Source organism: Pseudomonas sp. QL9, from assembly GCF_041409665.1.
Lineage (GTDB): Bacteria > Pseudomonadota > Gammaproteobacteria > Pseudomonadales > Pseudomonadaceae > Pseudomonas > Pseudomonas knackmussii.
In genome coordinates, this window is sequence record NZ_CP166971.1 from 3,298,088 (window position 1) to 3,320,232 (window position 22,145).

The 22,145-nt window shown below is 67.7% G+C and carries 18 protein-coding genes; 15 read left to right on the top strand and 3 right to left on the bottom strand.

Features of this window, described 5'->3' with window-relative positions:
• Positions 1-271: 271 nt before the first annotated feature.
• The 9 genes from ACA097_RS15415 (at position 272) to ACA097_RS15455 (ending at position 12,405) form a co-directional block, all read left to right on the top strand.
• On the top strand, positions 272-3,556 hold the full coding sequence (locus ACA097_RS15415) for a DUF2126 domain-containing protein (protein WP_371364316.1): 3,285 nt from the start codon (positions 272-274) through the stop codon (positions 3,554-3,556).
• A gap of 50 nt (positions 3,557-3,606) precedes the next feature.
• Positions 3,607-6,105 carry a circularly permuted type 2 ATP-grasp protein gene (locus ACA097_RS15420; RefSeq protein WP_371364318.1) on the top strand — a complete coding sequence of 833 codons (2,499 nt, stop codon included), beginning with the start codon at positions 3,607-3,609 and terminating at the stop codon, positions 6,103-6,105.
• Positions 6,105-7,040, top strand: coding sequence for a transglutaminase N-terminal domain-containing protein (locus ACA097_RS15425; protein ID WP_371364320.1), 936 nt, complete (start codon positions 6,105-6,107; stop codon positions 7,038-7,040). Before ACA097_RS15420 ends, ACA097_RS15425 begins: the two co-directional genes overlap by 1 nt.
• A 95-nt stretch (positions 7,041-7,135) precedes the next feature.
• Positions 7,136-7,987 carry a mechanosensitive ion channel family protein gene (locus ACA097_RS15430; RefSeq protein ID WP_371364322.1) on the top strand — a complete coding sequence of 284 codons (852 nt, stop codon included), beginning with the start codon at positions 7,136-7,138 and terminating at the stop codon, positions 7,985-7,987.
• A 255-nt stretch (positions 7,988-8,242) separates the two neighbouring features.
• Entirely contained in the window at positions 8,243-8,740 is a 498-nt protein-coding gene (gene pilV / locus ACA097_RS15435) for a type IV pilus modification protein PilV (RefSeq protein ID WP_371364324.1), read from the top strand.
• A 1-nt stretch (position 8,741) separates the two neighbouring features.
• Positions 8,742-9,488 carry a PilW family protein gene (locus ACA097_RS15440; protein ID WP_371364326.1) on the top strand — a complete coding sequence of 249 codons (747 nt, stop codon included), beginning with the start codon at positions 8,742-8,744 and terminating at the stop codon, positions 9,486-9,488.
• Positions 9,485-10,051: a PilX N-terminal domain-containing pilus assembly protein gene (locus ACA097_RS15445; RefSeq protein ID WP_371364328.1), complete on the top strand. Its 567-nt coding sequence runs from the start codon at positions 9,485-9,487 to the stop codon at positions 10,049-10,051. The genes ACA097_RS15440 and ACA097_RS15445 overlap by 4 nt, the downstream gene beginning before the upstream one ends.
• Before the next feature lie 9 nt (positions 10,052-10,060).
• The gene (locus tag ACA097_RS15450; RefSeq protein WP_371364330.1) at positions 10,061-12,016 is read left to right on the top strand and encodes a pilus assembly protein; all 1,956 of its coding nucleotides are present in this window, start codon (positions 10,061-10,063) and stop codon (positions 12,014-12,016) included.
• 5 nt (positions 12,017-12,021) lie between these two features.
• A complete protein-coding gene (locus ACA097_RS15455) occupies positions 12,022-12,405 on the top strand; it encodes a type IV pilin protein (RefSeq protein WP_236658336.1) in 384 nt (127 codons plus the stop codon).
• Here ACA097_RS15455 and ACA097_RS15460 read toward each other — a convergent pair.
• The gene (locus ACA097_RS15460; RefSeq protein WP_043255708.1) at positions 12,402-12,989 is read right to left on the bottom strand and encodes a TIGR00730 family Rossman fold protein; all 588 of its coding nucleotides are present in this window, start codon (positions 12,987-12,989) and stop codon (positions 12,402-12,404) included. The two genes, ACA097_RS15455 and ACA097_RS15460, sit on opposite strands and share 4 nt — an antisense overlap.
• 367 nt (positions 12,990-13,356) lie before the next feature.
• On the opposite strand from ACA097_RS15460, the gene azu reads away from it, so the two are divergent.
• Positions 13,357-13,803, top strand: coding sequence for an azurin (gene azu / locus ACA097_RS15465; RefSeq protein ID WP_043255707.1), 447 nt, complete (start codon positions 13,357-13,359; stop codon positions 13,801-13,803).
• A 102-nt stretch (positions 13,804-13,905) separates the two neighbouring features.
• A complete protein-coding gene (locus ACA097_RS15470) occupies positions 13,906-14,538 on the top strand; it encodes a hemolysin III family protein (RefSeq protein WP_371364333.1) in 633 nt (210 codons plus the stop codon).
• Between the two features lie 111 nt (positions 14,539-14,649).
• On the opposite strand, the gene nadE is transcribed toward ACA097_RS15470, so the two are convergent.
• Complete coding sequence (gene nadE, locus ACA097_RS15475) at positions 14,650-15,477, bottom strand: ammonia-dependent NAD(+) synthetase (RefSeq protein WP_043255703.1); 828 nt, start codon at positions 15,475-15,477, stop codon at positions 14,650-14,652.
• A 94-nt stretch (positions 15,478-15,571) separates the two neighbouring features.
• Complete coding sequence (locus ACA097_RS15480) at positions 15,572-16,471, bottom strand: LysR family transcriptional regulator (protein WP_160288542.1); 900 nt, start codon at positions 16,469-16,471, stop codon at positions 15,572-15,574.
• Positions 16,472-16,639: 168 nt separating this feature from the next.
• Here ACA097_RS15480 and ACA097_RS15485 point away from each other — a divergent pair, with 168 nt between their 5' ends.
• The 4 genes from ACA097_RS15485 (at position 16,640) to ACA097_RS15500 (ending at position 22,143) form a co-directional block, all read left to right on the top strand.
• On the top strand, positions 16,640-18,130 hold the full coding sequence (locus ACA097_RS15485; RefSeq protein ID WP_371370527.1) for an aldehyde dehydrogenase family protein: 1,491 nt from the start codon (positions 16,640-16,642) through the stop codon (positions 18,128-18,130).
• Between the two features lie 141 nt (positions 18,131-18,271).
• On the top strand, positions 18,272-19,555 hold the full coding sequence (locus tag ACA097_RS15490; RefSeq protein WP_371364335.1) for an NAD(P)/FAD-dependent oxidoreductase: 1,284 nt from the start codon (positions 18,272-18,274) through the stop codon (positions 19,553-19,555).
• A 393-nt stretch (positions 19,556-19,948) separates the two neighbouring features.
• A complete protein-coding gene (locus ACA097_RS15495; protein WP_160288539.1) occupies positions 19,949-21,085 on the top strand; it encodes a branched-chain amino acid ABC transporter substrate-binding protein in 1,137 nt (378 codons plus the stop codon).
• A gap of 143 nt (positions 21,086-21,228) precedes the next feature.
• Positions 21,229-22,143 carry a branched-chain amino acid ABC transporter permease gene (locus ACA097_RS15500; RefSeq protein ID WP_043255695.1) on the top strand — a complete coding sequence of 305 codons (915 nt, stop codon included), beginning with the start codon at positions 21,229-21,231 and terminating at the stop codon, positions 22,141-22,143.
• Positions 22,144-22,145: the final 2 nt, after the last annotated feature.

Genomic DNA, 22,145 nt, shown 5'->3' on the forward strand with positions numbered 1-22,145 from the left:
GATTCGCGCGCATGGCGCGCTCCTACAGGAAGGCCTACGCGTTCCCTCAATCGGCCAAACGCGCCGTCTCCTCTCTGTCATACCCAACGGGCTAGGCTGGTCGTAGCCGGCGCCGTGCCACGCCCCGTTTTCGTGCGCGCTCGCGGCCGGCGTGCACGCTTGGCCCCGCTCTGGTGCCTGGCGCCCCTGCGCAGCCCGCGCCAGGGCCTTGGCTGGCTGGCACGGGACTTGCGCGCAAGCGGTTATCGCCCAGGCCCGCAGGAGGCCCGCCGTGTCGATTCATGTCGCCTTGCAGCATGTCACCCACTATCGCTACGACCGTGCGGTCAACCTCGGCCCGCAACTGGTGCGCCTGCGCCCGGCGCCGCACAGCCGCACGCGCATCCTCGGCTATTCGCTGAAGGTCGTCCCGGGCAAGCACTTCATCAACTGGCAGCAGGACCCGCAGGGCAACTACCTGGCGCGCCTGGTCTTCCCGGAGAAGACCGAGGAGCTGCGCGTGGAGGTCGACCTGGTCGCCGAGATGGCGGTGTTCAACCCCTTCGACTTCTTCCTCGAGCCCTACGCCGAGCAGTTCCCCTTCAGCTACGGTGCCGACGAGCAGCGCGAGCTGGCGCCCTACCTGTCGCGCCAGCCGGCCAGCCCGCTGTTCGCCGAGTACCTCGCCGGCATCCCGCGCGAACCGCGCGCCACCGTGGACTACCTGGTCGACCTGAACCAGCGCCTGGCCCGCGACGTGCGCTACCTGATCCGCATGGAACCGGGTGTGCAGACCCCCGAGGAAACCCTCAAGCTGGCCTCCGGCTCCTGCCGCGACTCGGCCTGGCTGCTGGTGCAGCTGGCGCGCCACCTGGGCCTGGCCGCGCGCTTCGTTTCCGGCTACCTGATTCAGCTCACGGCCGACCAGAAATCCCTCGACGGCCCCAGCGGCACCGAGGTGGACTTCACCGACCTGCATGCCTGGGCCGAAGTCTACCTGCCCGGCGCCGGCTGGATCGGCCTCGACCCCACCTCCGGGCTGTTCGCCGGTGAAGGCCACATTCCCCTGGCCTGCAGCCCCGAACCCTCCTCGGCGGCGCCGATCAGCGGCGGGCTCGACGAGTGCGAAGTCAGTTTCCGTCACGAGATGCGCGTCGAGCGTGTCTGGGAAGCGCCGCGGGTGACCAAGCCCTACGGCGACGAGCAGTGGCAGGCGATCCTCGACCTGGGCGAGCGCATCGATGCTGACCTCGCCGAGCAGGACGTGCGCCTGACCATGGGCGGCGAGCCGACCTTCGTCGCCTTCGACTACCCGGACGACCCCGAGTGGAACACCGCCGCGCTGGGCCCGAACAAGCGCCGCGTGGCCGCCGAGCTGTTCCATCGCCTGCGCCGCCACTACGCGCCCAAGGGCCTGGTGCACTTCGGCCAGGGCAAGTGGTACCCCGGCGAGCAACTGCCGCGCTGGTCGCTGAACTGCTTCTGGCGTCGCGACGGCGAGCCGCTGTGGAACAACCCCATGCTCTATGCCGAGGAAGACCGCAGCTACGGCGCCGACGCGGCCCTCGCGTCGCGCTTCCTGCGTCGCCTGGCCGGGCGCCTGGGGTTGTCCGGCGATACCCAGTTCGCCGCCTACGAGGACTGGCTCTACTACCTCTGGCGCGAACGCCGGCTGCCCAGCAACGTCACCCCGGAAGACGCGCGCCTGGCCGACCCGCTGGAGCGCGAGCGCCTGCGCAAGGTCTTCGAGCGGGGCCTGGGCGAGGTGGTCGGCCACGTGCTGCCGCTGGCGCGCAGTGCGGCGGGCGATCAGTGGGAAAGTGGCCGCTGGTTCCTCCGCGAGGACACCTGCCGGCTGATTCCCGGCGACTCCGCACTGGGCTACCGCCTGCCGCTGGATTCGCAGCCCTGGGTCAGCGAAGCCGACTATCCCTACGTCAACCCGGCCGACCCAAGCCAGCCACGCCCACCGCTGCAACGCCTCGCGCAGATGCAGCAGGCGCGCGGACGCATGCCCGGCGGGCCGGACGCCACGCGCCAGCCGCTGATGCACCAGTCCGCCGGCTGGATCACCCGCACCGCGCTTTGCGCCGAGCCGCGCGAAGGCCGGCTGTACTTGTTCATGCCGCCGCTGGCGGAGCTGGAGGCGTACCTGGAGCTGGTCGCGGCCATCGAGGCCACCGCCGGCGAGCTGGGCTGCCCGGTGCTGCTGGAAGGCTACGAGCCGCCAGCCGACCCGCGCCTGGTCAACTTCCGCGTCACCCCCGACCCGGGCGTGATCGAGGTGAACATCCATCCCTCGGCGAACTGGGGCGAGCTGGTCGAGCGCACCGAATTCCTCTACGAGGCGGCGCGCCAGTCGCGGCTGTCGAGCGAAAAGTTCATGGTCGACGGCCGCCACGTCGGCACCGGCGGCGGCAACCACTTCGTCCTCGGCGGCGCCGCGCCGGGCGACTCGCCCTTCCTACGTCGGCCGGACCTGCTGCGCAGCCTCATCAGCTACTGGCACAACCATCCATCGCTGTCCTACCTGTTCTCCGGGCTGTTCATCGGCCCGACTTCGCAGGCACCGCGGGTGGACGAGGCGCGCAACGATGCCCTCTACGAGCTGGAAATCGCCTTCGCGCAGATGCCCGAGCCGGGCGCCGACTGCCCGCCATGGCTGGTCGACCGACTGCTACGCAACCTGCTGGTGGACGTCAGCGGCAACACCCACCGATCCGAGTTCTGCATCGACAAGCTGTACTCGCCCGACAGCGCCTCCGGGCGCCTGGGGCTGCTGGAACTGCGCGCCTTCGAGATGCCGCCCCATGCGCGCATGAGCCTCGCCCAGCAGTTGCTGCTGCGCGCGCTGGTGTCGCGCTTCTGGACCGAGCCCTACACGCCGCCGAAGCTGGTGCGCTGGGGCACCGAGCTGCACGACCGTTTCCTGCTGCCGCACTTCGTCGAGCAGGACTTCGCCGACGTGGTCCACGAGCTCAACGCCTTCGGCTATCCGCTGCGCAGCGACTGGTTCGCACCGCACTTCGAGTTCCGCTTCCCGAAATACGGCGACTACGCGGTGAAAGGCATCGACCTGGAACTGCGCCAGGCGCTGGAGCCCTGGCACGTGCTGGGCGAGGAGGGCGCCACCGGCGGCACCGTGCGCTACGTGGACTCGTCGCTGGAGCGCGTGCAGCTGAAGGTTTCCGGCATGGCGCCGGACCGCTACGTGGTGACCTGCAATGGCCGCCCGGTACCGTTGCGGCCGACCGGGCAGGTCGGTGAGTTCGTCGCTGCAGTGCGTTACCGCGCCTGGCAGCCGGCCTCCTGCCTGCAGCCGACCATCGGCGTTCAGGCGCCGCTGGTGTTCGATATCGTCGATACCTGGATGCAGCGCTCGCTCGGCGGCTGCCAGTACCACATCAGCCATCCGGGCGGACGCAGCTACGAGAGCTTCCCGGTGAACGCCTACGAGGCCGAGAGCCGGCGCCTGGCGCGCTTCTTCCGCCATGGGCACACGCCCGGGCGGATGGAGGTGGCGTTGCCGCACAGCTCGGCCGAGTTGCCGATGACCCTGGACCTGCGGCGGACATGACCCTGTCCGCCCGCTAAAGTGAGAAGGCCATCCTGCGCGTCGAGTCCCCGATGTCCGAGCTGCTCGCCCACTATCCGCTGACCGCCACGGCGTACCACGAACTGCTGGACGTCGAGGGCGCGGTGCGCCCGCACTGGCAGCGCCTGCTGCATCGCCTGGAGCGCTCCAGCGTGGCCCAGTTGCGCCAGCGCCAGGCCCTGCTGGCGCGGCAGATTCAGGAAAACGGCGTGACCTACAACGTCTACGCCGACCCCAAGGGCGCCGACCGCCCCTGGGAGCTGGACCTGCTGCCCAACCTGCTGTCCGCCGAGGAGTGGGAAGGCATCGCCAGCGGCGTGGCGCAGCGTGCGCGGCTGCTCAATGCGGTGCTGGCCGATCTCTACGGCGAACAACGCCTGCTCGCCGAAGGGCTGCTGCCCAGCGAGCTGGTCTACGGCCATCCGAATTTCCTCTGGCCGTGCAGCGGCCTGACCCCGCCCGGCGGCATCTACCTGCACTGCTATGCGGCTGATCTTGCGCGCGACGCTGACGGCCGGTGGCACGTGCTCGCCGACCGCACCCAGGCACCCTCCGGCGCAGGCTATGCGCTGGAGAACCGGCAGATCGTCTCGCGTGCCCTGCCGGAGCTCTACCGCGACCTGCGCGTGCAATACCTGGCCGGTTACTTCCGCACCCTGCAGGAGACCCTCTCGCAGTGCGCACCAAGCGACGGCGAGACGCCGCTGGTGGTGCTGCTGACGCCGGGGCGTTTCAACGAGACCTATTTCGAGCACCTCTACCTGGCGCGCCAGCTGGGCTTCCCGCTGGTGGAGGGGCATGACCTGACGGTGCGCGATGCCACCCTGTACCTGAAGACTCTCGGCGGCCTGCAGCGCGTCCATGCGGTATTGCGCCGCCTCGACGACGACTTCTGCGATCCGCTGGAGCTGCGTACCGATTCCGCGCTCGGCGTGCCCGGCCTGCTCGATGCCGTGCGCTGCGGCCGTGTGCTGGTGGCCAACGCGCTGGGCAGCGGGGTGCTGGAGTCGCCCGGTCTGCTGGGCTTCCTCCCGGCGGTGGCGCGGCGCCTGCTCGACGAAGAACTGCTGCTGCCGGCCGTGCAGACGCGCTGGTGCGGTGAGTCGGGGGCGGTGAGTACCGCGCTGGCGGAGCTGGACCATCTGGTGATCAAGCCGGCCTTCCCCTCGCAGAGCTTCGAGCCGCTGTTCGGCCATGCGCTGGATGCGGCGGCGCGCGTCGAGCTGGAGGCGCGCCTGGCCGCGCAGCCGCACGCCTATGTCGCACAACGCCAGGCGCAACTCTCCCAGGCACCGGTCTGGCACAGTCACGGCGCGCGCGGCGAGCTGCAGTCGCGGGCCATCGGCATGCGCGTGTTCGTGGTCGCCGGCAGCGACGGCAGCTACTGGGTGATGCCCGGCGGGCTGACGCGGGTGGCCTCGGCGGCGGACGCCGAAGTGGTCTCCATGCAGCGCGGCGGCGCGAGCAAGGACACCTGGGTGCTGGCCGACCTCCCGGTCCACGGCGAGCCCCTGCGGCCGCGCAGCATCGGCGCGCGCGACCTGATCCGCGAAGACCCGTACCTGCCCTCGCGGGTGGTGGAGAACCTGTTCTGGTTCGGCCGCTACGCCGAGCGTTGCGATGACAATGCGCGGCTGCTGCGCGTGGTGCTGTCGCGCTATGTCGATGCCGATGGCGACGAACAAGCCCTACGCAGCGCGCTCGCCCTGGCCGGCGCCCTCGGCGTGTTGCCGCAGGGCGAAGAGCCGCTGGAGCAACGCCTGCTGGCGGCCCTGCTTGAAGGCGATTGGGGCAGCAGCCTGAGCGCCAACTTGCGCCGTCTGCATTGGGCGGCGGCACAGGTGCGCGGACGCTTGTCGCGGGAAAACTGGCTGGCGCTGCTCGAATTGCAGCGCGAGCTGCAGGGGCTGGATCCGCGGCGTACCGAGCTGGGCGACGCCCTGGACTTCCTCAACCGCCTGCTGATGTCGCTGGCGGCGCTGTCCGGCTTCGCCCTCGACGACATGACCCGCGACGATGGCTGGCGCTTCCTGATGATTGGCCGGCGCATCGAACGCATCCAGTTCTTCGCCGACGCCATCGCCGGCTTCCTCGAAGGCGGCGCGGCCTGGGACCCGGGCGCCCTGGAGTGGTTGCTGGAGCTGGGCAACAGCACCATCACCTATCGTTCGCGCTACTTGGCCGGGCCGCAGCTGATCCCGGTCCTCGACCTGCTCCTGCTGCACGAGCAGAACCCGCACGCGCTGTTCTTCCAATTGCAGGCCCTGGATCGCTCGCTGGATCGCCTGCACCAGGAGTTCGGCGCGCCGCGCGAAATGGACCTGAAGCACCTCACCGAGCGCCTGCGCAGCTTCGACTTCGCCACTCTGGAAGAGGCGCTGTTCGGCAATGCCGGGCTGGACGAAGTGCTCGCCGGCCTGGCGCGCCTGCTGCGCGAGCTGGCGCGCGGTGCCGGGCAGGTTTCCGATCGACTCGGCCTGCGCTACTTCGCTCACGTCGATGACGTCAGCCAACGCACGGTGTCCACCTGATGGCCTTGCCCCTGGTCTCCAGCCCGCCGGGCGAAGTCGCCCGCTACCAGGTGTTCCACGACACCCGCTACCGCTATGCCGCGCCCGTATCGCTGTCGCAGCAGCTGCTGCACCTGTGGCCGCGCGATTGCCCGTGGCAGCGCTGCCTGGCCCGCGAGCTGCTGATCGAGCCGCTACCGACCCGGCGCAGCGACGGCGTCGACGTTTTCGGCAATCCCCTGACGCGCCTGGCCTTCGAGCGCCCGCATGACGAGTTGCGGGTCGATGCGCGCCTTCAGGTGGAAGTGCTACCGCGCTTGCCGCTGAGCCTGCGGGCCTCGCCGGCCTGGGAGCAGGTGGCTGCTGCGTTGGCTTTCAGCGGACGGCCGCTGGGCCGTGAGGAGCTGGACGCCTGCCGCTACCGGGTGGAATCGCCCTACGTACGGATCAAGCGACAGTTCGCCGAGTTCGGCGCCGACTGCTTCACGCCCGGCCTGCCGCTGCTCGAGGGCGCCGCGCGGCTGATGGGCAAGATCCACGGCGAATTCGCCTTCGATGCCGAGGCGACCCAGGTCGCCACGCCGCTGACCGAAGTGCTGGAGCGCCGCCGCGGCGTTTGCCAGGACTTCGCCCACCTGATGCTCGCCTGCCTGCGTTCGCGCGGGTTGGCCGCGCGCTACGTCAGCGGCTACCTGCTGACCCAGCCGCCGCCCGGCCAGCCGCGACTGATTGGCGCAGACGCCTCGCATGCCTGGGTGTCGTTGTATTGCCCGCAGAACGGCTGGGTGGACTTCGACCCGACCAACGACGTGCTGCCCTCGCTGGAGCACATCACCCTGGCCTGGGGCCGTGATTTCGCTGACGTCTCGCCGCTGCGCGGAGTGATCCTCGGCGGCGGCAGCCACGATCCGGAAGTGCGCGTGACGGTGATGCCGCACTGGGAACTGGCGGTCTGAACGCGCGCAAGCGGGAAAATTGCCCGGCGAGCAAGCTGCGGAGCGCGTGCTAGCTTTTCCGTGGTCGTTTCTCGATCAACGGATGAGGCAAGACCATGGGTGACACCAACATCGTCAATGTGAGTACGGAGAAATTCAACGAGATCTGGGCGCTGGTACAGCAATACGCCCTGGCCTTCGGCATCAAGATCCTCGCCGCCATTGCCTTCTGGATGATCGGCCGCTGGCTGATCGGCATGGCGGTGAACATGGTCGAGAAGGCCCTTGGCCGGCAGAAGGTCGACCCCACGCTGCTGCGCTATGTCGGCTCCTTCATCACCGTGACCCTGAACATCGTCCTGGTGATCGGCATCCTCGGTTACTTCGGCGTGCAGACCACCAGCCTGGCGGCCTTGATCGCCGCCGCCGGCGTGGCCATCGGCATGGCCTGGTCGGGACTGTTGGCCAACCTCGCCGCCGGCGGCTTCATCATCGTGCTGCGGCCGTTCAAGGTCGGTGATTTCGTCAGCGCCGGCGGTGTCACCGGCACGGTCAAGGAGATCGGCCTGTTCGTCACCGCGATCAACACTCCGGACAACGTGCTGACCCTCGTTGGCAACAACAAGATCTTCGGCGACACCATCCAGAACTTCACTCAGAACGCGTTCCGCCGTGTAGACCTCAAGGCACAGCTGTCCGGCGCCGCCGACTATGCCGCCGCCGCCGCCCTGCTCAAGGAGCGCATCGCGCAGGTCCCCAACGTGCTCGCCGAACCGGCGGTGGACGTGGAAATCCTCGAGTTCAACCTGGTCGGCCCGGTACTGGCGGTGCGTCCGTACTGCCACAACGACAACTACTGGCAGGTCTACTTCGACACCAACCGTACCATCAAGGAAGCGCTGGGCACTGGCTTCCCGGCGCCGACCCCGACGCAGAACGTGATCGTTCATCAGGCGCCCGGCAACTAGCGCAGCTGGAGGGTTTCCGGAAAGCACGCTTCGGCGTGCTTTTCGCGTTTCTGAGGGACGCTTCCTACTCCGTCCACGATGAGCGGTCGGCTGGCGCGGACAACCGGACGCCACGTAGGAAGCGTCGGTGCGCCGTCAAAACCCTCCTAGCATCCTGGGGGAAAACCCTTCGCCTAGTGATGGACGAAGCCTGCATCGCCGCCTGCACTCGCGCGGCAGCCTGTGCGCTCCCAATGGCCATGCCGAGGATCGCCCATGCAGGACTCCCGTGGATTCACCCTGATCGAAGTGCTGGTCGCGCTGCTGGTGCTGGGCATCGGCGTGCTCGGGTCGCTGGCCTTTCAGGCCAGGGCCCAGCAGCACCTACTGGACGCGCAATGGCGCGATAGCGCGACCTTGCTGGCCAGCGATCTGCTGGAGCTGATGCGCAGTAACCCAGCAGGCATCGACGGCTATTTCAAAGCGCACGGCGAAGCTTTCCCCGGTGCAACGGGAAATTGTGCCGAGCGCGATCGCCGCGCCGGCGGTGTTGCCGTCGCGCGCGCCGACCTCGGGTGCTGGCGGCAGAGCATCGAGCGGCTGCTGCCGGTAGACGCGGAGCTGCTCGGGCGCGTCGAGATCTGTCGAAGCGCCGCGCCCGGGCAATGTTCGGCGACCGGCAGCGCGGTGCTCGTGCGTCTGTTCTGGTCCGACCGTCGCTCTGGCCTGTGCGAGCAGGAGGTATGCAGCCATGCCCTGCGCGCGGAACTATGAAATGAGGCGGCAGCGCGCCCTGGCGCTGGTCGAGCTGCTGGTGGCCTTGGCGCTGGGCGGCTTCCTGGTGCTGGGCATCACCCAGCTGTTCCTCGACGGCAAGCGGCATTACGGGGTTCAGCAGGGGCAACTGGCCAACCAGGAGAACGCCCGGCTCGCCATCCAGCTCATCAGCCGGCTGGTGGCGCAGGCGGGTTATCGCACCAGGCCCGAGCAGGATTCGCCTGAAGCGGCCTTTGGGGCTATGCCCGCGAGTGGCGGCTGTCCCGCCTTCGCCAGCGGTCAGAGCATTGCCCTCGCACATGCTGGCGACGGTCGCCGCGCCGAGCTGTGTGTGCGCTATCAGCGCGGCTTCGAAGCGCAGGAGGCGGACTGCACGGGCAACCCGCTGGCCTTCTCCGCGCAGCCGCTCAACGTGGTGGCGCGCCTGAGTTTCGACAGCCTCGCCGGCGAGCTGGGTTGTGCTTCCCGCGTCGAGAGCGCTGTGGGTTTCGCCAGTAGCAGCGTGCTGGTCGATGGGCTGCTGGATTTTCAGTTCCAGCCACTTCCCCGGCCGCGGGACCCGCTCCAGTCCATCGGCCTCGCCCTGCTGTTCGCCAGTGAGCAGCGGGCGGCCGACGGCATTGCCAGCGAGCGCCTGGAGCACTGGCGCGCGCTCAGCGGCAGGCGACTCGAACGGCCCGCCGGGGACCACCGCCTGCTGCACCTCAGCCAGCTCAGCCTGGCGCTGCGGAGCATTGGCCCATGAAGCGCAGACAGGCGGGCGCTGTGCTCCTGGTGGCGCTGCTCATGCTGCTGATGCTGAGCCTGCTGGCGCTGACAGGCATGCGCGCGGCCCAGCTGGAATTCCGCCTGGTGGGCAATGGCGCCGAGCAACGGAGAGTCTTCAATGCCGCCGAGTCCGCGTTACGCGAGGGCGAGCGGCGTCTGGCGCGGATGACCGGGCCCGAGGACGGGCGGGGGGAAGACTGCCGCGCGGCACAGGCACTTTGCGTGCTACAGGTCGAGCAAGTGCGCGAGGTCCGCGACCAGCGCTGGCGCTGGCTGTGGCAGGGCGTTCCGCAGCGCTGGTGGGCGGCCCCGGGCAATGCGCGCGACTACCGCGGCTCTGATGGCGGCACGCGCTTCGAGCCGGCGCCGCGCCTGCATGCGGCGTACTTCGCCAGCGATGGCGAGGGGCTGAACCTGGGCAATCTCGGCGAGGCGATTCCGCGTACCGACTTCTACTACGTCGACGCCTATGCCAGCGGCGACGCCGGACGTGCGCCGGTGATCCTGCAAGCGGTGTACGCGCGGCGCTATTCCAACTGAGGACAACCCATGAAGCACCCATTCGCGGGCGCGTCAGCGCTCGCCTTTTGCCTGGTCTTCCAGGTGCAGGCGGAGGTCAGTCAATTGCCCTTGTGCCTTGCCTCCATAGCAGCGCCTGCGGTTGAGGCCGGCTCCCATGGCTACGTCGCGAGCTTCGACAGCGAAGACTGGAGTGGCGAGCTCATGCGCTACCGGCTCCAACCGAACGCTCCGCGCGAGGCGCTGTGGAGCGCCAGGGCGCGACTCGAAGCGCAGGGCATGGCGCGCCGCGTGCTGATGAACCGCGACGGCAGGCTGGTCGAATTCCGTTGGGACAATCTCGACCCCGCGCAGCAGGCTGCGCTCGATCATCCGCCGGGTGGCGAGCCGGATGGGCTGGGGCGCGAACGCCTGGCGTTCCTGCGCGGCGAGCGCGGAGAGGAAGGCCGGCTCTTTCGGCAGCGCAGCTCGGTGCTGGGCGACATCGTCAATTCCACTCCCTTGCTGATCGGTCCGCCCTCGCGCAACGCACGGGCGCTCGACCAACTCGAAGACGACCCGCAAGCTCATCGCTACAGCGCCTACAAGGCAGCACAGGCACAGCGTCCGAGCGTGATCTACGTTGGCGCCAACGACGGCATGCTCCACGCCTTTGCGGCCGACAGTGGCGACGAGCTCTTCGCCTTCGTGCCCAGCGCTGTCATCGGCGAGCTCAACCAGTTGGCCGATCCGGGATACGTCGGCGACCGGCATCGCTACTTCGTCGACGGGCCGCTGGTGGCCGAGGATGTCTACATCGACGGTGACTGGCACACCGTGCTGGTCGGCAGCCTTGGCGGCGGGGGGCGAGGGTTCTTTGCGCTGGACGTGAGCGATCCGCGGAGCCCGCGGTTGCTCTGGGAGATCGACGCCAGCGAACGCTTCGCCGAGCTCGGTTTCGGCTTGCCGCGTCCGAGCCTGGTACGGCTGAGCGATGGGCGCTGGGTAGTGCTGGCAGCGAACGGCTATGGCAGCCGGAACGACAGGGCGCTGCTCTATCTGATCGACATCGGCAGCGGCCGCCTGCTTCAGGTGTTGTCGGCGAATGATCACAGCGGTGCGCCCAGCGGCCTGTCCAGCCCGCGCGCGGTGGACCGAAATGGCGACGGCATTGCCGACTACGCCTATGCCGGCGATCTGCTCGGCAATCTCTGGCGCTTCGACCTCGCTGCGGGCGCGGAGGGGGCGCGCACAGCATTCGCTGGGCGCCCGTTGTTCGCTGCCCGCGATGCTGCCTCGCGTCCGCAGCCAATCAGCGCCGCGCCCCGGGTGATCCGCCATCCCACCGGTGAGGGCCTGCTGGTGCTGTTTGGCACCGGCAAGTTCTTCGAGGAAGCCGACGCTCGACCTGCGGTTGGCAGGCCAATGAGCCTCTACGGCATCTGGGATCGGCATACGGCGGGCGAGGCCGCACTCGGCACGCCGCGCATCACCCGCACCGATCTGCAGCGACAGGTGCTCGGGGCCGAGGACGCAGCGGGGCGCCGAAGCCTCAGCCGTCATCCGGTGGTCTGGCGAGTGGAGAAGGACCCCGAGGCGCGGGTGAAGCAATGGGGCTGGTATGTCGATTTGCCGGAGGCGGGCGAGCGGTCGATCGCCGACCCGGTCAGCAGCGGCCAACTGGCGCTGTTCACCACCCTGGCGCCGAATGCCGATCCCTGTAGCGGAGTGGTCAGCCGCCTGCTGGCCGTCGATCCGCGCACCGGTGGGGCGCCGCAGGTCGATGCGCTCGATGCAAACCATGACGGGAGCATCGACGAGGCCGACCGTCGCGAGGGCGAAGTCGTGGCCAGCTTGCGACTCGTCGTCGGCGACAGTGGCTTGTCGTACGCATTCGATCTGGCCAGTGGCCTGGGCATTGCCCTGGGCCGCAGCGAGACAGTGCGCTTCTTTGACGGCGTGCGGCCCGGCCGGCAGAGCTGGCGCGTACTGGAGGGCGGCCTGTGAAGCGCGTGCGCGGTTTCGGTTTGCTGGAGTTGCTGCTGGCCCTGGCGATCCTCGGCATCCTCGCGAGCATTGCCATCCCCAATTACCAGGCGCACGTGCTGCGGGCGAACCGCGTGGAGGGGCGGGCGCTGCTCATGGACGCGGCGGCGCGCCAGGAGCGCTACTTCGCGCAGAACCACCGCTTCGTGCGAGTCAGCGGGCAGATCGACCTGCTGGGCCTGGATGCGCTTTCACGCAGTGGCCTCTACCGCCTGGAGGTGAGTGCCGGCGACGGGGCCGACGGCGGCTTCCGGCTGGTCGCCGTGGCCCTGCGCCGGGACCCGGAATGCCCGGCGCTGACGCTCAATGCGCTGGGCGACCGGGGCCCGGACGTACGCTGCTGGCGTTAGGTCGGCGTGCGGTCGACCCACTTGGGTGCGGCCAGCGGTTGCCAGGCTTCGAGGGCGTCCAGCAGTTCGGCTGGGGTGGCGCCGCGCTGCAGCATGCCGCGGTGTTGCGGGCGCACGAAGCGCTCGTCCACCAGGTGGTCGAGGAAGGTCAGCAGCGGTTCGTAGAAACCGTTCACTTCGAGCAGGCCCAGGGGCTTGGCGTGGTAGCCGAGCTGGCCCCAGGTCCAGACCTCGAAGAGTTCTTCCAGGGTGCCCAGGCCGCCGGGCAGGGCGACGAAGGCGTCGGCCAGCTCCGCCATGCGCGCCTTGCGGGCGTGCATGCCATCCACCACTTCCAGGCGGGTCAGGCTTTTGTGACCGATCTCGGCGTCCTGCAGGCTCTGCGGAATGATGCCGATCACTTCACCGCCGGCAGCCAGGGCAGCGTCGGCGACCATGCCCATCAGGCCCACTGCACCGCCGCCATAGACCAGGCGCAAGCCGCGCTCGGCGAGATGTCGACCGAGGTTTTCCGCGGCTTCGCGGTAGATGGGACTGGCACCGGGGCTGGCGCCGCAGAACACGCAGACGGAACGCAGGGTCATCGCTTGGAACTCCGTGACGGACAACGAACCGCCAAGGTTACCGGCTGACGCGGGACGGACCAAGCCTGCGGCCGATCAGCCGCCACAGGCACCGAGCGCGTAGCTGGCGAACAGCTGTTGAAATATTGTATACATGGTTGTATCCGATTTTCTCGGCATGGTTTTGCTCCTGGTCGTTGGCGTGGGGCTATGCTGGACGGGGCGCGCTGTTTTGCCTCGTTGATCCTTCGGATCGGTCTGATAGAAATCAGCCATGGCACAACACTGGCACTCGTTGCCGCCGTTTTGACCTGGATCAGCAGCCGGCCTTTGCGTTTCGGGCAGCCTGCTGCTCCGGTTTCCCGCCCAACCTGCCTAGGAGGCTCCCATGTTCCGCCAACTCGCCGCCGTTTCCCTGCTCGCCCTGTTCAGCGCTCCGCTGCTGGCCGCCGAATGCTCCGTCGACATCCAGGGCACCGACCAGATGCAGTTCAGCACCAACGCCATCAGCGTGGACAAGAGCTGCAAGACCTTCACCGTCAACCTGTCCCACCCCGGCGCCCTGGCCAAGAACGTCATGGGCCACAACTGGGTGCTGACCACCGCCGCCGACATGCAGGGCGTGGTAGGCGACGGCATGGCCGCCGGCCTGGACAAGAACTACCTGAAGGACGGCGATACCCGCGTGATCGCCCACACCAAGATCATCGGTGCCGGCGAGAAGGATTCGGTCACCTTCGACGTCTCCAAGCTCAAGGCAGACGAGCAGTACACGTTCTTCTGCAGCTTCCCCGGCCATTCCGCGATGATGAAGGGCACCCTGACCCTGAAGTGATTTCGTCGCCCAACTGAAAAGCCCGGCCTTGTGCCGGGCTTTTTCGTTCTACCTTTTCCCTTGAGCGCGTCCGCCCCGCCTGGGCGGGTGCCGGGGGGAATCATGTATCACGGTGAACGCTTCAACGCCTGGACCCACCTTGTCGGCGCCCTGCTGGCGCTGGCCGGCGGCACTTGGCTGGTGGTGAGCAGCAGTCTGCTGGGCGACGCCCTGAAGATCGTCGGGGTGTCGGTCTATAGCGGCACGTTGCTAATGCTCTACAGCATCTCCACCGCGTACCACAGCGTGCGCGGGCGGGCTAAAGCTGTGCTGCGCAAGCTCGACCACCTGTCGATCTACCTGCTGATCGCCGGCAGCTACACGCCGTTCTGCCTGGTCAGCCTGAAGGGTGCCTGGGGCTGGACGCTGTTCGGCATCGTCTGGGGATTGGCGATCTTCGGCATGCTGCAGGAAATCAAGCCGCGCTCCGAGGCGCGGGTGCTGTCCATCGTCATCTACGCGGTGATGGGCTGGATAGTGCTGATCGCCCTGGGGCCCTTGCACCGTGCCCTGGGTGATGCCGGAGTGGCTTGGCTGGTGGCCGGCGGGGCGAGCTACACCATCGGCATCCTGTTCTTCGCCTACGACGAGCGCTTCCGCCACTGGCATGGCATCTGGCACTTGTTCGTCATCGCCGGCAGCCTGCTGCACTTCGTGGCGGTGTGGCTGTACGTGCTGCCTGCGCGCGTTGCCTGACGGCAGAGCTTCAACCCTGTAGGAGCGGATCTCATCCGCGAATCGTGCCGCTGCTTTCGGCTATCGCGGACAAGGTCCGCTCCTACAAGGTCAGGAGCGGAGCGGTCGACCTTACGGCGCCTTCGGCAACTGGCGCTTGTGGTGGGTCTTCTCGTAGGTGCGCTTGATGATCTCGAACGCCTCCGGGCTGACCGGCTTGCCGTGCAGGAAGGCGTCGATCTCCTTGTAGGTCACGCCGTGGGCGTGCTCGTCCGGCTTGCCGGGAGCGAGGTCCTCGAGGTCGGCGGTCGGCACTTTCTCCACCAGGAATTCCGGCGCGCCCAGGGTGCGGGCGATGGTGCGCACCTGGTGCTTCACCAGGCCGGTCAGCGGGGCGATGTCGCAGGCGCCGTCGCCGAACTTGGTGAAGAAGCCCATCACCGCTTCGGCACCATGGTCGGTGCCGACCACCAGGCCCTGGCGGGCGTTGGCGATGGTGTACTGGGCGACCATGCGGATGCGCGCCTTGGTGTTGCCCAGGGCGAAGTCGGCGGTGGCCGGCGCCAGGCCGTCGAGGGCGCGGATCTCCGCGGCCAGGGCCTTCACCGACGGGCCGATGTTCACGGTATGGCGCTCGTCCGGGTTGATGCAGTCCACCGAGGCCTGGGCGTCGGCTTCGTCGCCCTGCACGTTGTACGGCAGGCGCACGGCGATGAAGCGGTAGCTTTCGTCGCCAGTCTCGGCACGCAGGCCCTCAACGGCGCGCTGGCAGAGCATGCCGGCGGTGAGCGAGTCGACGCCGCCGCTGATGCCCAGCACCAGGGTCTTGGTGCCCGATTCGCGCAGGCTGTCCTGGATGAAGCGGATGCGGCGCTGGATTTCCGCCTGCACGGCCTGTTCGCCCTCGAAGGGCGGCTGCACGTTGAGGTCTTTGGCGATGGCGTCTTGGATGGCTTTCATGGGATTCCTCGATCCGGCTGTGGACAGGTCGGCGCCTGTCGGATGCGGAAAAAATACCAGCCTCGGGCGCGCCGGGCGATGCCCGGGGCTGGTGTCATTCGGTTTTGCCGAGGCGTTCGCCGATCCATTCGACGAATGCGCGCACCTTGGGCACCGCGGCGGCATGCTCGGGGTAGGCCAGGTAGTAGGCGCTGCGGCTTTCCAGGGCATGCGGCCAGGCGATGGCCAGCTTGCCTTCCTGCAATTCTTCTTCCACCAGGAAGCGCGGCAGCAGGGCCACGCCACAGCCGGCCTGCGCTGCACGGATGCACATGTAGAAGGTATCGAAGCGCGGCCCGTGGAAGCTGTGTTCGCTGCGTCGGTCGAGGCTGGCGAACCACTCGTGCCAGGCCTCCGGACGGGTGGCGTTCTGCAGCAGCACCAGGCCGTCGAGTTGCAGCGGGTCGGTCAGCGGCTGCGGCGGCAGCAGCGAGGGGGCGCACACCGGCACCACTTCCTCGCCGAACAGGCGCACGCACTCGGCGCCGGGCAGGGTGCCGGGGCCGAAGAAGAACGCCAGGTCGCAGCGCGATTGCAGCAGATCGACCGGCTCCAGCTCCTGGCGCAGGTCCAGGTGGATGTTCGGATGGCGGTGGCGCCAGCCGTTGAGCTGCGGCACCAGCCAGCGCGCACCGAAAGTGGGCGGGGTGGAGACGCGCAGCACCTCGGTCTCGCCGCCGTAGGACAACAGGTACTGGGTGGACAGCTCGACCTGGCTGAGGATCTTGCGCACCTCCTGCAGGTACAGCTCGCCCGCCGGCGTCAGCTGCAGGCGCCGGCGCACGCGGCGGAACAGCAGGTGCTGGAGCATCTCTTCGAGCTGCGCCACCTGTTTGCTCACCGCGCTCTGCGTCAGCGCCAGCTCCTCCGAGGCGCGGGTGAAGCTCAGGTGCCGCGCCACGGCTTCGAAGCACTGCAGGGCGGTCATGGAGGGCAAGTGGCGTTTGTTCAGCATGGTGGCGAGTCGATCCGGACGGTGCTGTGCGAAGGGCCCGACCAATCCTCGGGCCGTGGCATGAATTTACGGAATGATGTGCAGAGGAAACGTCGTTTGTTGGCCGTTGGCAAGCCAGTTATTACTGCTTTCATTCCAATGGCTTATCCGCAAGGACCAGGAGAGATGATGATTTCCGCACTGCTCGCGAAACTGGGAGTCGATTCCCAGGCCTACACCAACGGCGACCACGTGATCCACAGCCCCATCGACGGCAGCCGTCTGGGCGCAGTGCGCCTGGAGAGCGCCGCCGAGGTCGAGCAGAAGATCGGCCGCGCTGCCCAGGCCTTCGTCGCCTGGCGTGCCGTGCCGGCGCCGCGTCGCGGCGAGCTGGTGCGTCTGTTCGGCGAAGAGCTGCGCGCGCACAAGGCCGAGCTCGGCGAACTGGTGTCCTGGGAAGCCGGCAAGATCACCCAGGAAGGCCTGGGCGAAGTGCAGGAAATGATCGACATCTGCGACTTCGCCGTCGGCCTGTCGCGCCAGCTCTACGGCCTGACCATCGCCTCCGAGCGCCCGGGCCACCACATGCGCGAAACCTGGCAGCCGCTGGGCGTGGTCGGCGTGATCAGCGCCTTCAACTTCCCGGTCGCCGTGTGGGCGTGGAACACCACGCTGGCGCTGGTCTGCGGCGACACCGTGGTGTGGAAACCCTCCGAGAAGACTCCGCTCACCGCGCTGGCCTGCCAGGCGCTTTTCGAAAAGGCCATCGCCCGCTTCGGCGATGCCCCGGCGCACCTGAGCCAGGTGGTGATCGGTGATCGCGCCGCCGGCGAAGCCCTGGTGGACGATCCTCGCGTCGCCCTGGTCAGCGCCACCGGCAGCACCCGCATGGGCCGCGAAGTGGGCCCGCGCGTCGCCGCGCGCTTCGCTCGCAGCATCCTCGAACTGGGCGGCAACAACGCCATGATCCTGGCCCCGAGCGCCGACCTCGACATGGCCGTGCGCGCCATCCTGTTCAGCGCCGTCGGCACCGCCGGCCAGCGTTGCACCACCCTGCGCCGGCTGATTGCCCACGAGTCGGTGAAGGACGAGATCGTCGCCCGCCTGAAGGCTGCCTACTCGAAAGTCCGCATCGGCCATCCTCTACAGGGCAACCTGGTCGGTCCGCTGATCGACGAGCACAGCTTCCTCGCCATGCAGGGTGCGCTTGAGCAGGCCCGCGGCGAAGGCGGCGTGGTCTTTGGTGGCGAGCGCCAGCTGCAGAACGAATTCCCCAACGCCTTCTACGTCTCCCCGGCCATCGTCGAGATGCCCGAGCAGAGCGACGTGGTGCGTCACGAGACCTTCGCGCCGATCCTCTACGTGATCCCCTACAAGGACTTCGACGAGGCGGTGGCGCTGAACAATGCCGTGCCCCAGGGCCTGTCTTCCTGTGTGTTCACCACTGACGTGCGCGAGGCGGAAGGCTTCATGTCGGCGATCGGCAGCGACTGCGGCATCGCCAACGTCAACATCGGCCCGAGCGGCGCGGAAATCGGCGGCGCTTTCGGCGGCGAGAAGGAAACCGGCGGTGGCCGCGAATCCGGCTCCGACGCCTGGAAGGCCTACATGCGCCGGCAGACCAACACCGTGAACTGGTCGCGGGAGTTGCCGCTGGCCCAGGGCATAGTGTTCGATTGAGGCTGTCTGCTGGGTTCCCGCGTTCGCGGGATTGGCGGTGGAGGGCTCCGGCCCTCCCGTGTCATCCCCGCGAACGCGGGGACCCAATGGCAACACCGCAGTACCGAGTCATTCACAAGATTCACGAATAAGGATCGCTGGATGTCGCTTCGCCAAGAGTGTCTGTGGGAATACCTGACCCCCGAGCGGCCGGATGCACCGGCGCTTCAAGGGGAACGCAAGGCCGATGTCTGTGTGATCGGTGCCGGCTTCACCGGCCTTTCGGCGGCGCTGCATCTGTTGGAAGAGGGCCAGCGCGTGTGCGTGCTGGAGGCTCATCGCACCGGCAATGGCGGCGCCGGGCGCAACGTCGGGCTGGTCAACGCCGGCCTGTGGATTCCGCCGGACGAGATCGAGGCCGGTCTGGGCGCGGACGTCGGCGGGCGCCTCAACCGCATGCTGGGCGCGGCTCCTTCGCTGGTCTTCTCGCTGATCGACAAGTACGGCATCCAGTGCCAGGCGCGCAACGAAGGCACCCTGCACATGGCGCACAACCAGCGCGGCCTGAACGACCTGCGCAGCCGCTGCGAACAGTGGCAGCGGCGCGGCGCCCCGGTCGAACTGCTGACCGGCGCGGCCTGTGCCGAAGCCTGTGGCACCGAGAAAATCGCCGGCGCATTGCTCGACCGCCGTGCCGGCACCGTCAACCCGATGGCCTACGTCAGCGGCCTGGCCCGCGCCGTGGTCGGCATGGGTGGCGAGCTCTATCACCATTCGGCGGTCACCGCCCTGCACAAGGAAGGCGACGCCTGGCGCGTGCGCACCGACGCCGGCAGCGTGCTGGCGCAGAAGGTGGTGATCGCCTCCAGCGCCTACACCGAAGGCGAGTGGACGCAGCTGCGCCGCACTTTCTTCCCCGGTTACTACTACCAGGTCGCCTCGCGTCCGCTGGAAGGCGCCGAGGCTGATCGAATCCTGCCCGGCGGCCAGGGTTCCTGGGACACCCGACAAGTGCTCAGCAGCATCCGTCGCGACGCCGATGGCCGCCTGCTGCTCGGCAGCCTGGGCAAGGGCACCGGCAAGCCGGCCTGGTTCCTCAAGAGCTGGGCCGACCGTGTCCAGCAGCATTACTTCCCCCGGCTGGGCAAGGTGGACTGGGAGTTCACCTGGACCGGCTGCATCGACTTCACCCCCGACCACCTGATGCGCCTGTTCGAGCCGGCGCCGGGGCTGCTCGCCATGAGCGGCTACAACGGTCGCGGCGTGACCACGGGCACCGTGGTAGGCAAGGCCTTCGCCGATTTCCTGTTGCGCGGCGACAGCAATGCCCTGCCCATGCCGCTGCGTCCCCTCGAGGAAATATCCGCGGTGGGCCTACGCAGTTGTCTGTACGAAGCGGGCTTCTCGCTTTATCACGCCGGCCAGTGCCTGCGCGTGGTGATCTGAGGAAGCGGCTCCAGGGACGGAGCTCGCCCGGCTCCGTCCGCCATCCATCTGACCCGTTCTGCACTATGGTCTAGCCTTTTTGGTGCGTTACCGTCCCAGGCGCGCACCGCGAATGTGCAGTTCGGTTACAGCGATGGTTACTTCTCGGGTTGCGCCTGTCGCTGCCGATTTTCGTCGGCGTGCAGGGTGGCTGGTTGCGCCTCGCAAATGGATGGGTTGCACCTTTCTATCTGTGGGGTTGCACGCGGTAGAGGCCGTTATCTATCAGCTCTGTTTGGTTTTGCTGTAGGACTTTGCCAATAACAAAAACGAATGGCACGCGGCTTGCTGTTGGCTAATCGCCAACATCTGGTGTTTCGCGCGTCATCACAAAAACCTCAGGAGCAAAACTCCATGTCGCAGAAGATTTTCAGAAAAGGCTTTCTGGCTCTGGCGGTAACCGCCGCAATGGGCATGACTTCTCTCGCCGAAGCCGACGTCGTGATCGGCGTTGCCGGCCCGCACACCGGGGCCAACGCTTCCTTCGGCGAGCAGTACTGGCGCGGGGCGTCCCAGGCCGCCGAGGACATCAACGCAGCCGGCGGCATCAACGGTGAGAAGATCAAGCTGGTCAAGGCCGACGACGCCTGCGAACCCAAGCAGGCCGTAGCCGTGGCCAACCGCCTGGTAGACGAGGACAAGGCAGTCGCCGTGGTCGGCCACTTCTGCTCCTCCTCGACCATTCCCGCCTCCGAGGTCTATGACGAGGCCGGCATCATCGCCATGACCCCCGGCTCGACCAACCCGGCCGTGACCGAGCGCGGACTGGCCAACATGTTCCGTATGTGCGGCCGTGACGACCAGCAGGGCATCGTCGCCGGCGACTACATCGTCGACGTGCTGAAGGCCAAGAAAGTCGCGGTCATCCACGACAAGGACACCTACGGCCAGGGCCTGGCCGACGCCACCAAGGCGCAGCTGAACAAGCGCGGCGTGAAGGAAGTCCTCTATGAAGGCCTGACCCGTGGCGAGAAGGACTTCAACGCCCTGGTCACCAAGATCCGCGCCTCGGGCGCCGAGGTCGTCTACTTCGGCGGCCTGCACCCGGAAGCAGGTCCCCTGGTTCGCCAAATGCGTGAGCAGGGCCTGACCGCCAAGTTCATGTCCGACGACGGCATCGTCACCGACGAACTGGTCACCACCGCCGGCGGCCCGCAATACGTCAAGGGCGTGCTGATGACCTTCGGCGCCGACCCGCGCCTGATCCCGGACGGCAAGAGCGTGGTGGAGAAATTCCGCGCCAACGGCTTCGAGCCCGAAGGCTACACCCTCTACGCCTATGCCACGCTGCAAGCCCTGGCCGCCGGCTTCAACGGCGCGGGCAAGACCGATCCGGCCGCCGCTTCCAAGTGGCTGAAATCGCATCCGGTGCAAACCGTGATGGGCAAGAAAGAGTGGGACATGAAGGGCGACCTGAAGGTCTCCGACTATGTCGTCTACGAGTGGGACGACAAGGGCAAGTACCACCAGCTGGACGCCTTCAAGAAGTGATCGCGGCCTGACGCACCGCCTGCCGGCGCCGCCACGAGCGGCGCCGGCATCTCCGCAGGTCGACCTCGCGAGGTGACGGTCACGAGCCGTGTCGCCGGCGTCCGGTCAGCCTTTTCCTGCCCCGCTTGCGTGAGTACCCAATAGTGGACGGTATCTTCCTTCAGCAAATGATCAACGGGCTGACCCTCGGGTCGGTCTACGGCCTGATCGCCATCGGCTACACCATGGTTTACGGGATCATCGGCATGATCAACTTCGCACACGGCGAGGTGTACATGGTCTCGGCCTACCTTTCCGCGATCGGCCTGGCCGTGCTGGCCTTCTTCGGCGTGCAGTCCTTCCCGCTGCTGATCCTCGGCACCCTGGCCTTCACCATCTTCGTCACCGGCGTGTATGGCTGGGCGATCGAACGCATCGCCTACAAGCCGCTGCGCAACTCCACCCGCCTGGCCCCGCTGATCTCGGCCATCGGCATGTCGCTGATCCTGCAGAACTACGTGCAGCTGTCCCAGGGCCCGCGCCAGCAGGGCGTGCCGACGCTGCTCGAGGGCGCAATCAAGTTCCATGTCGGTGAAGGCTGGGTCCAGCTGACCTACACCAAGCTGTTCATCCTGATCGCGTCCTTCGTCGGCATGGCCGTGCTGACCTACGTGATCCAGCACACCAAGCTCGGCCGCATGTGCCGCGCCACCCAGCAGGATCGCAAGATGGCCTCGATCCTCGGCATCAACACCGACCGGGTGATCTCCTACGTGTTCGTGATCGGTGCGTCCATGGCCGCCCTGGCCGGTGTGCTGATCACCATGAACTACGGCACCTTCGACTTCTATGCCGGCTTCGTCATCGGCATCAAGGCGTTCACCGCCGCGGTGCTCGGCGGCATCGGCTCGCTACCCGGCGCCATGCTCGGCGGCCTCATCCTCGGCGTCGCCGAAGCGCAGTTCTCCGGCATGGTGAACACCGACTACAAGGACGTGTTCGCCTTCGGCCTGCTGGTGACCATCCTGATCTTCCGACCGCAAGGACTCCTGGGCCGTCCCCAGGTGACGAAGGTGTGAGC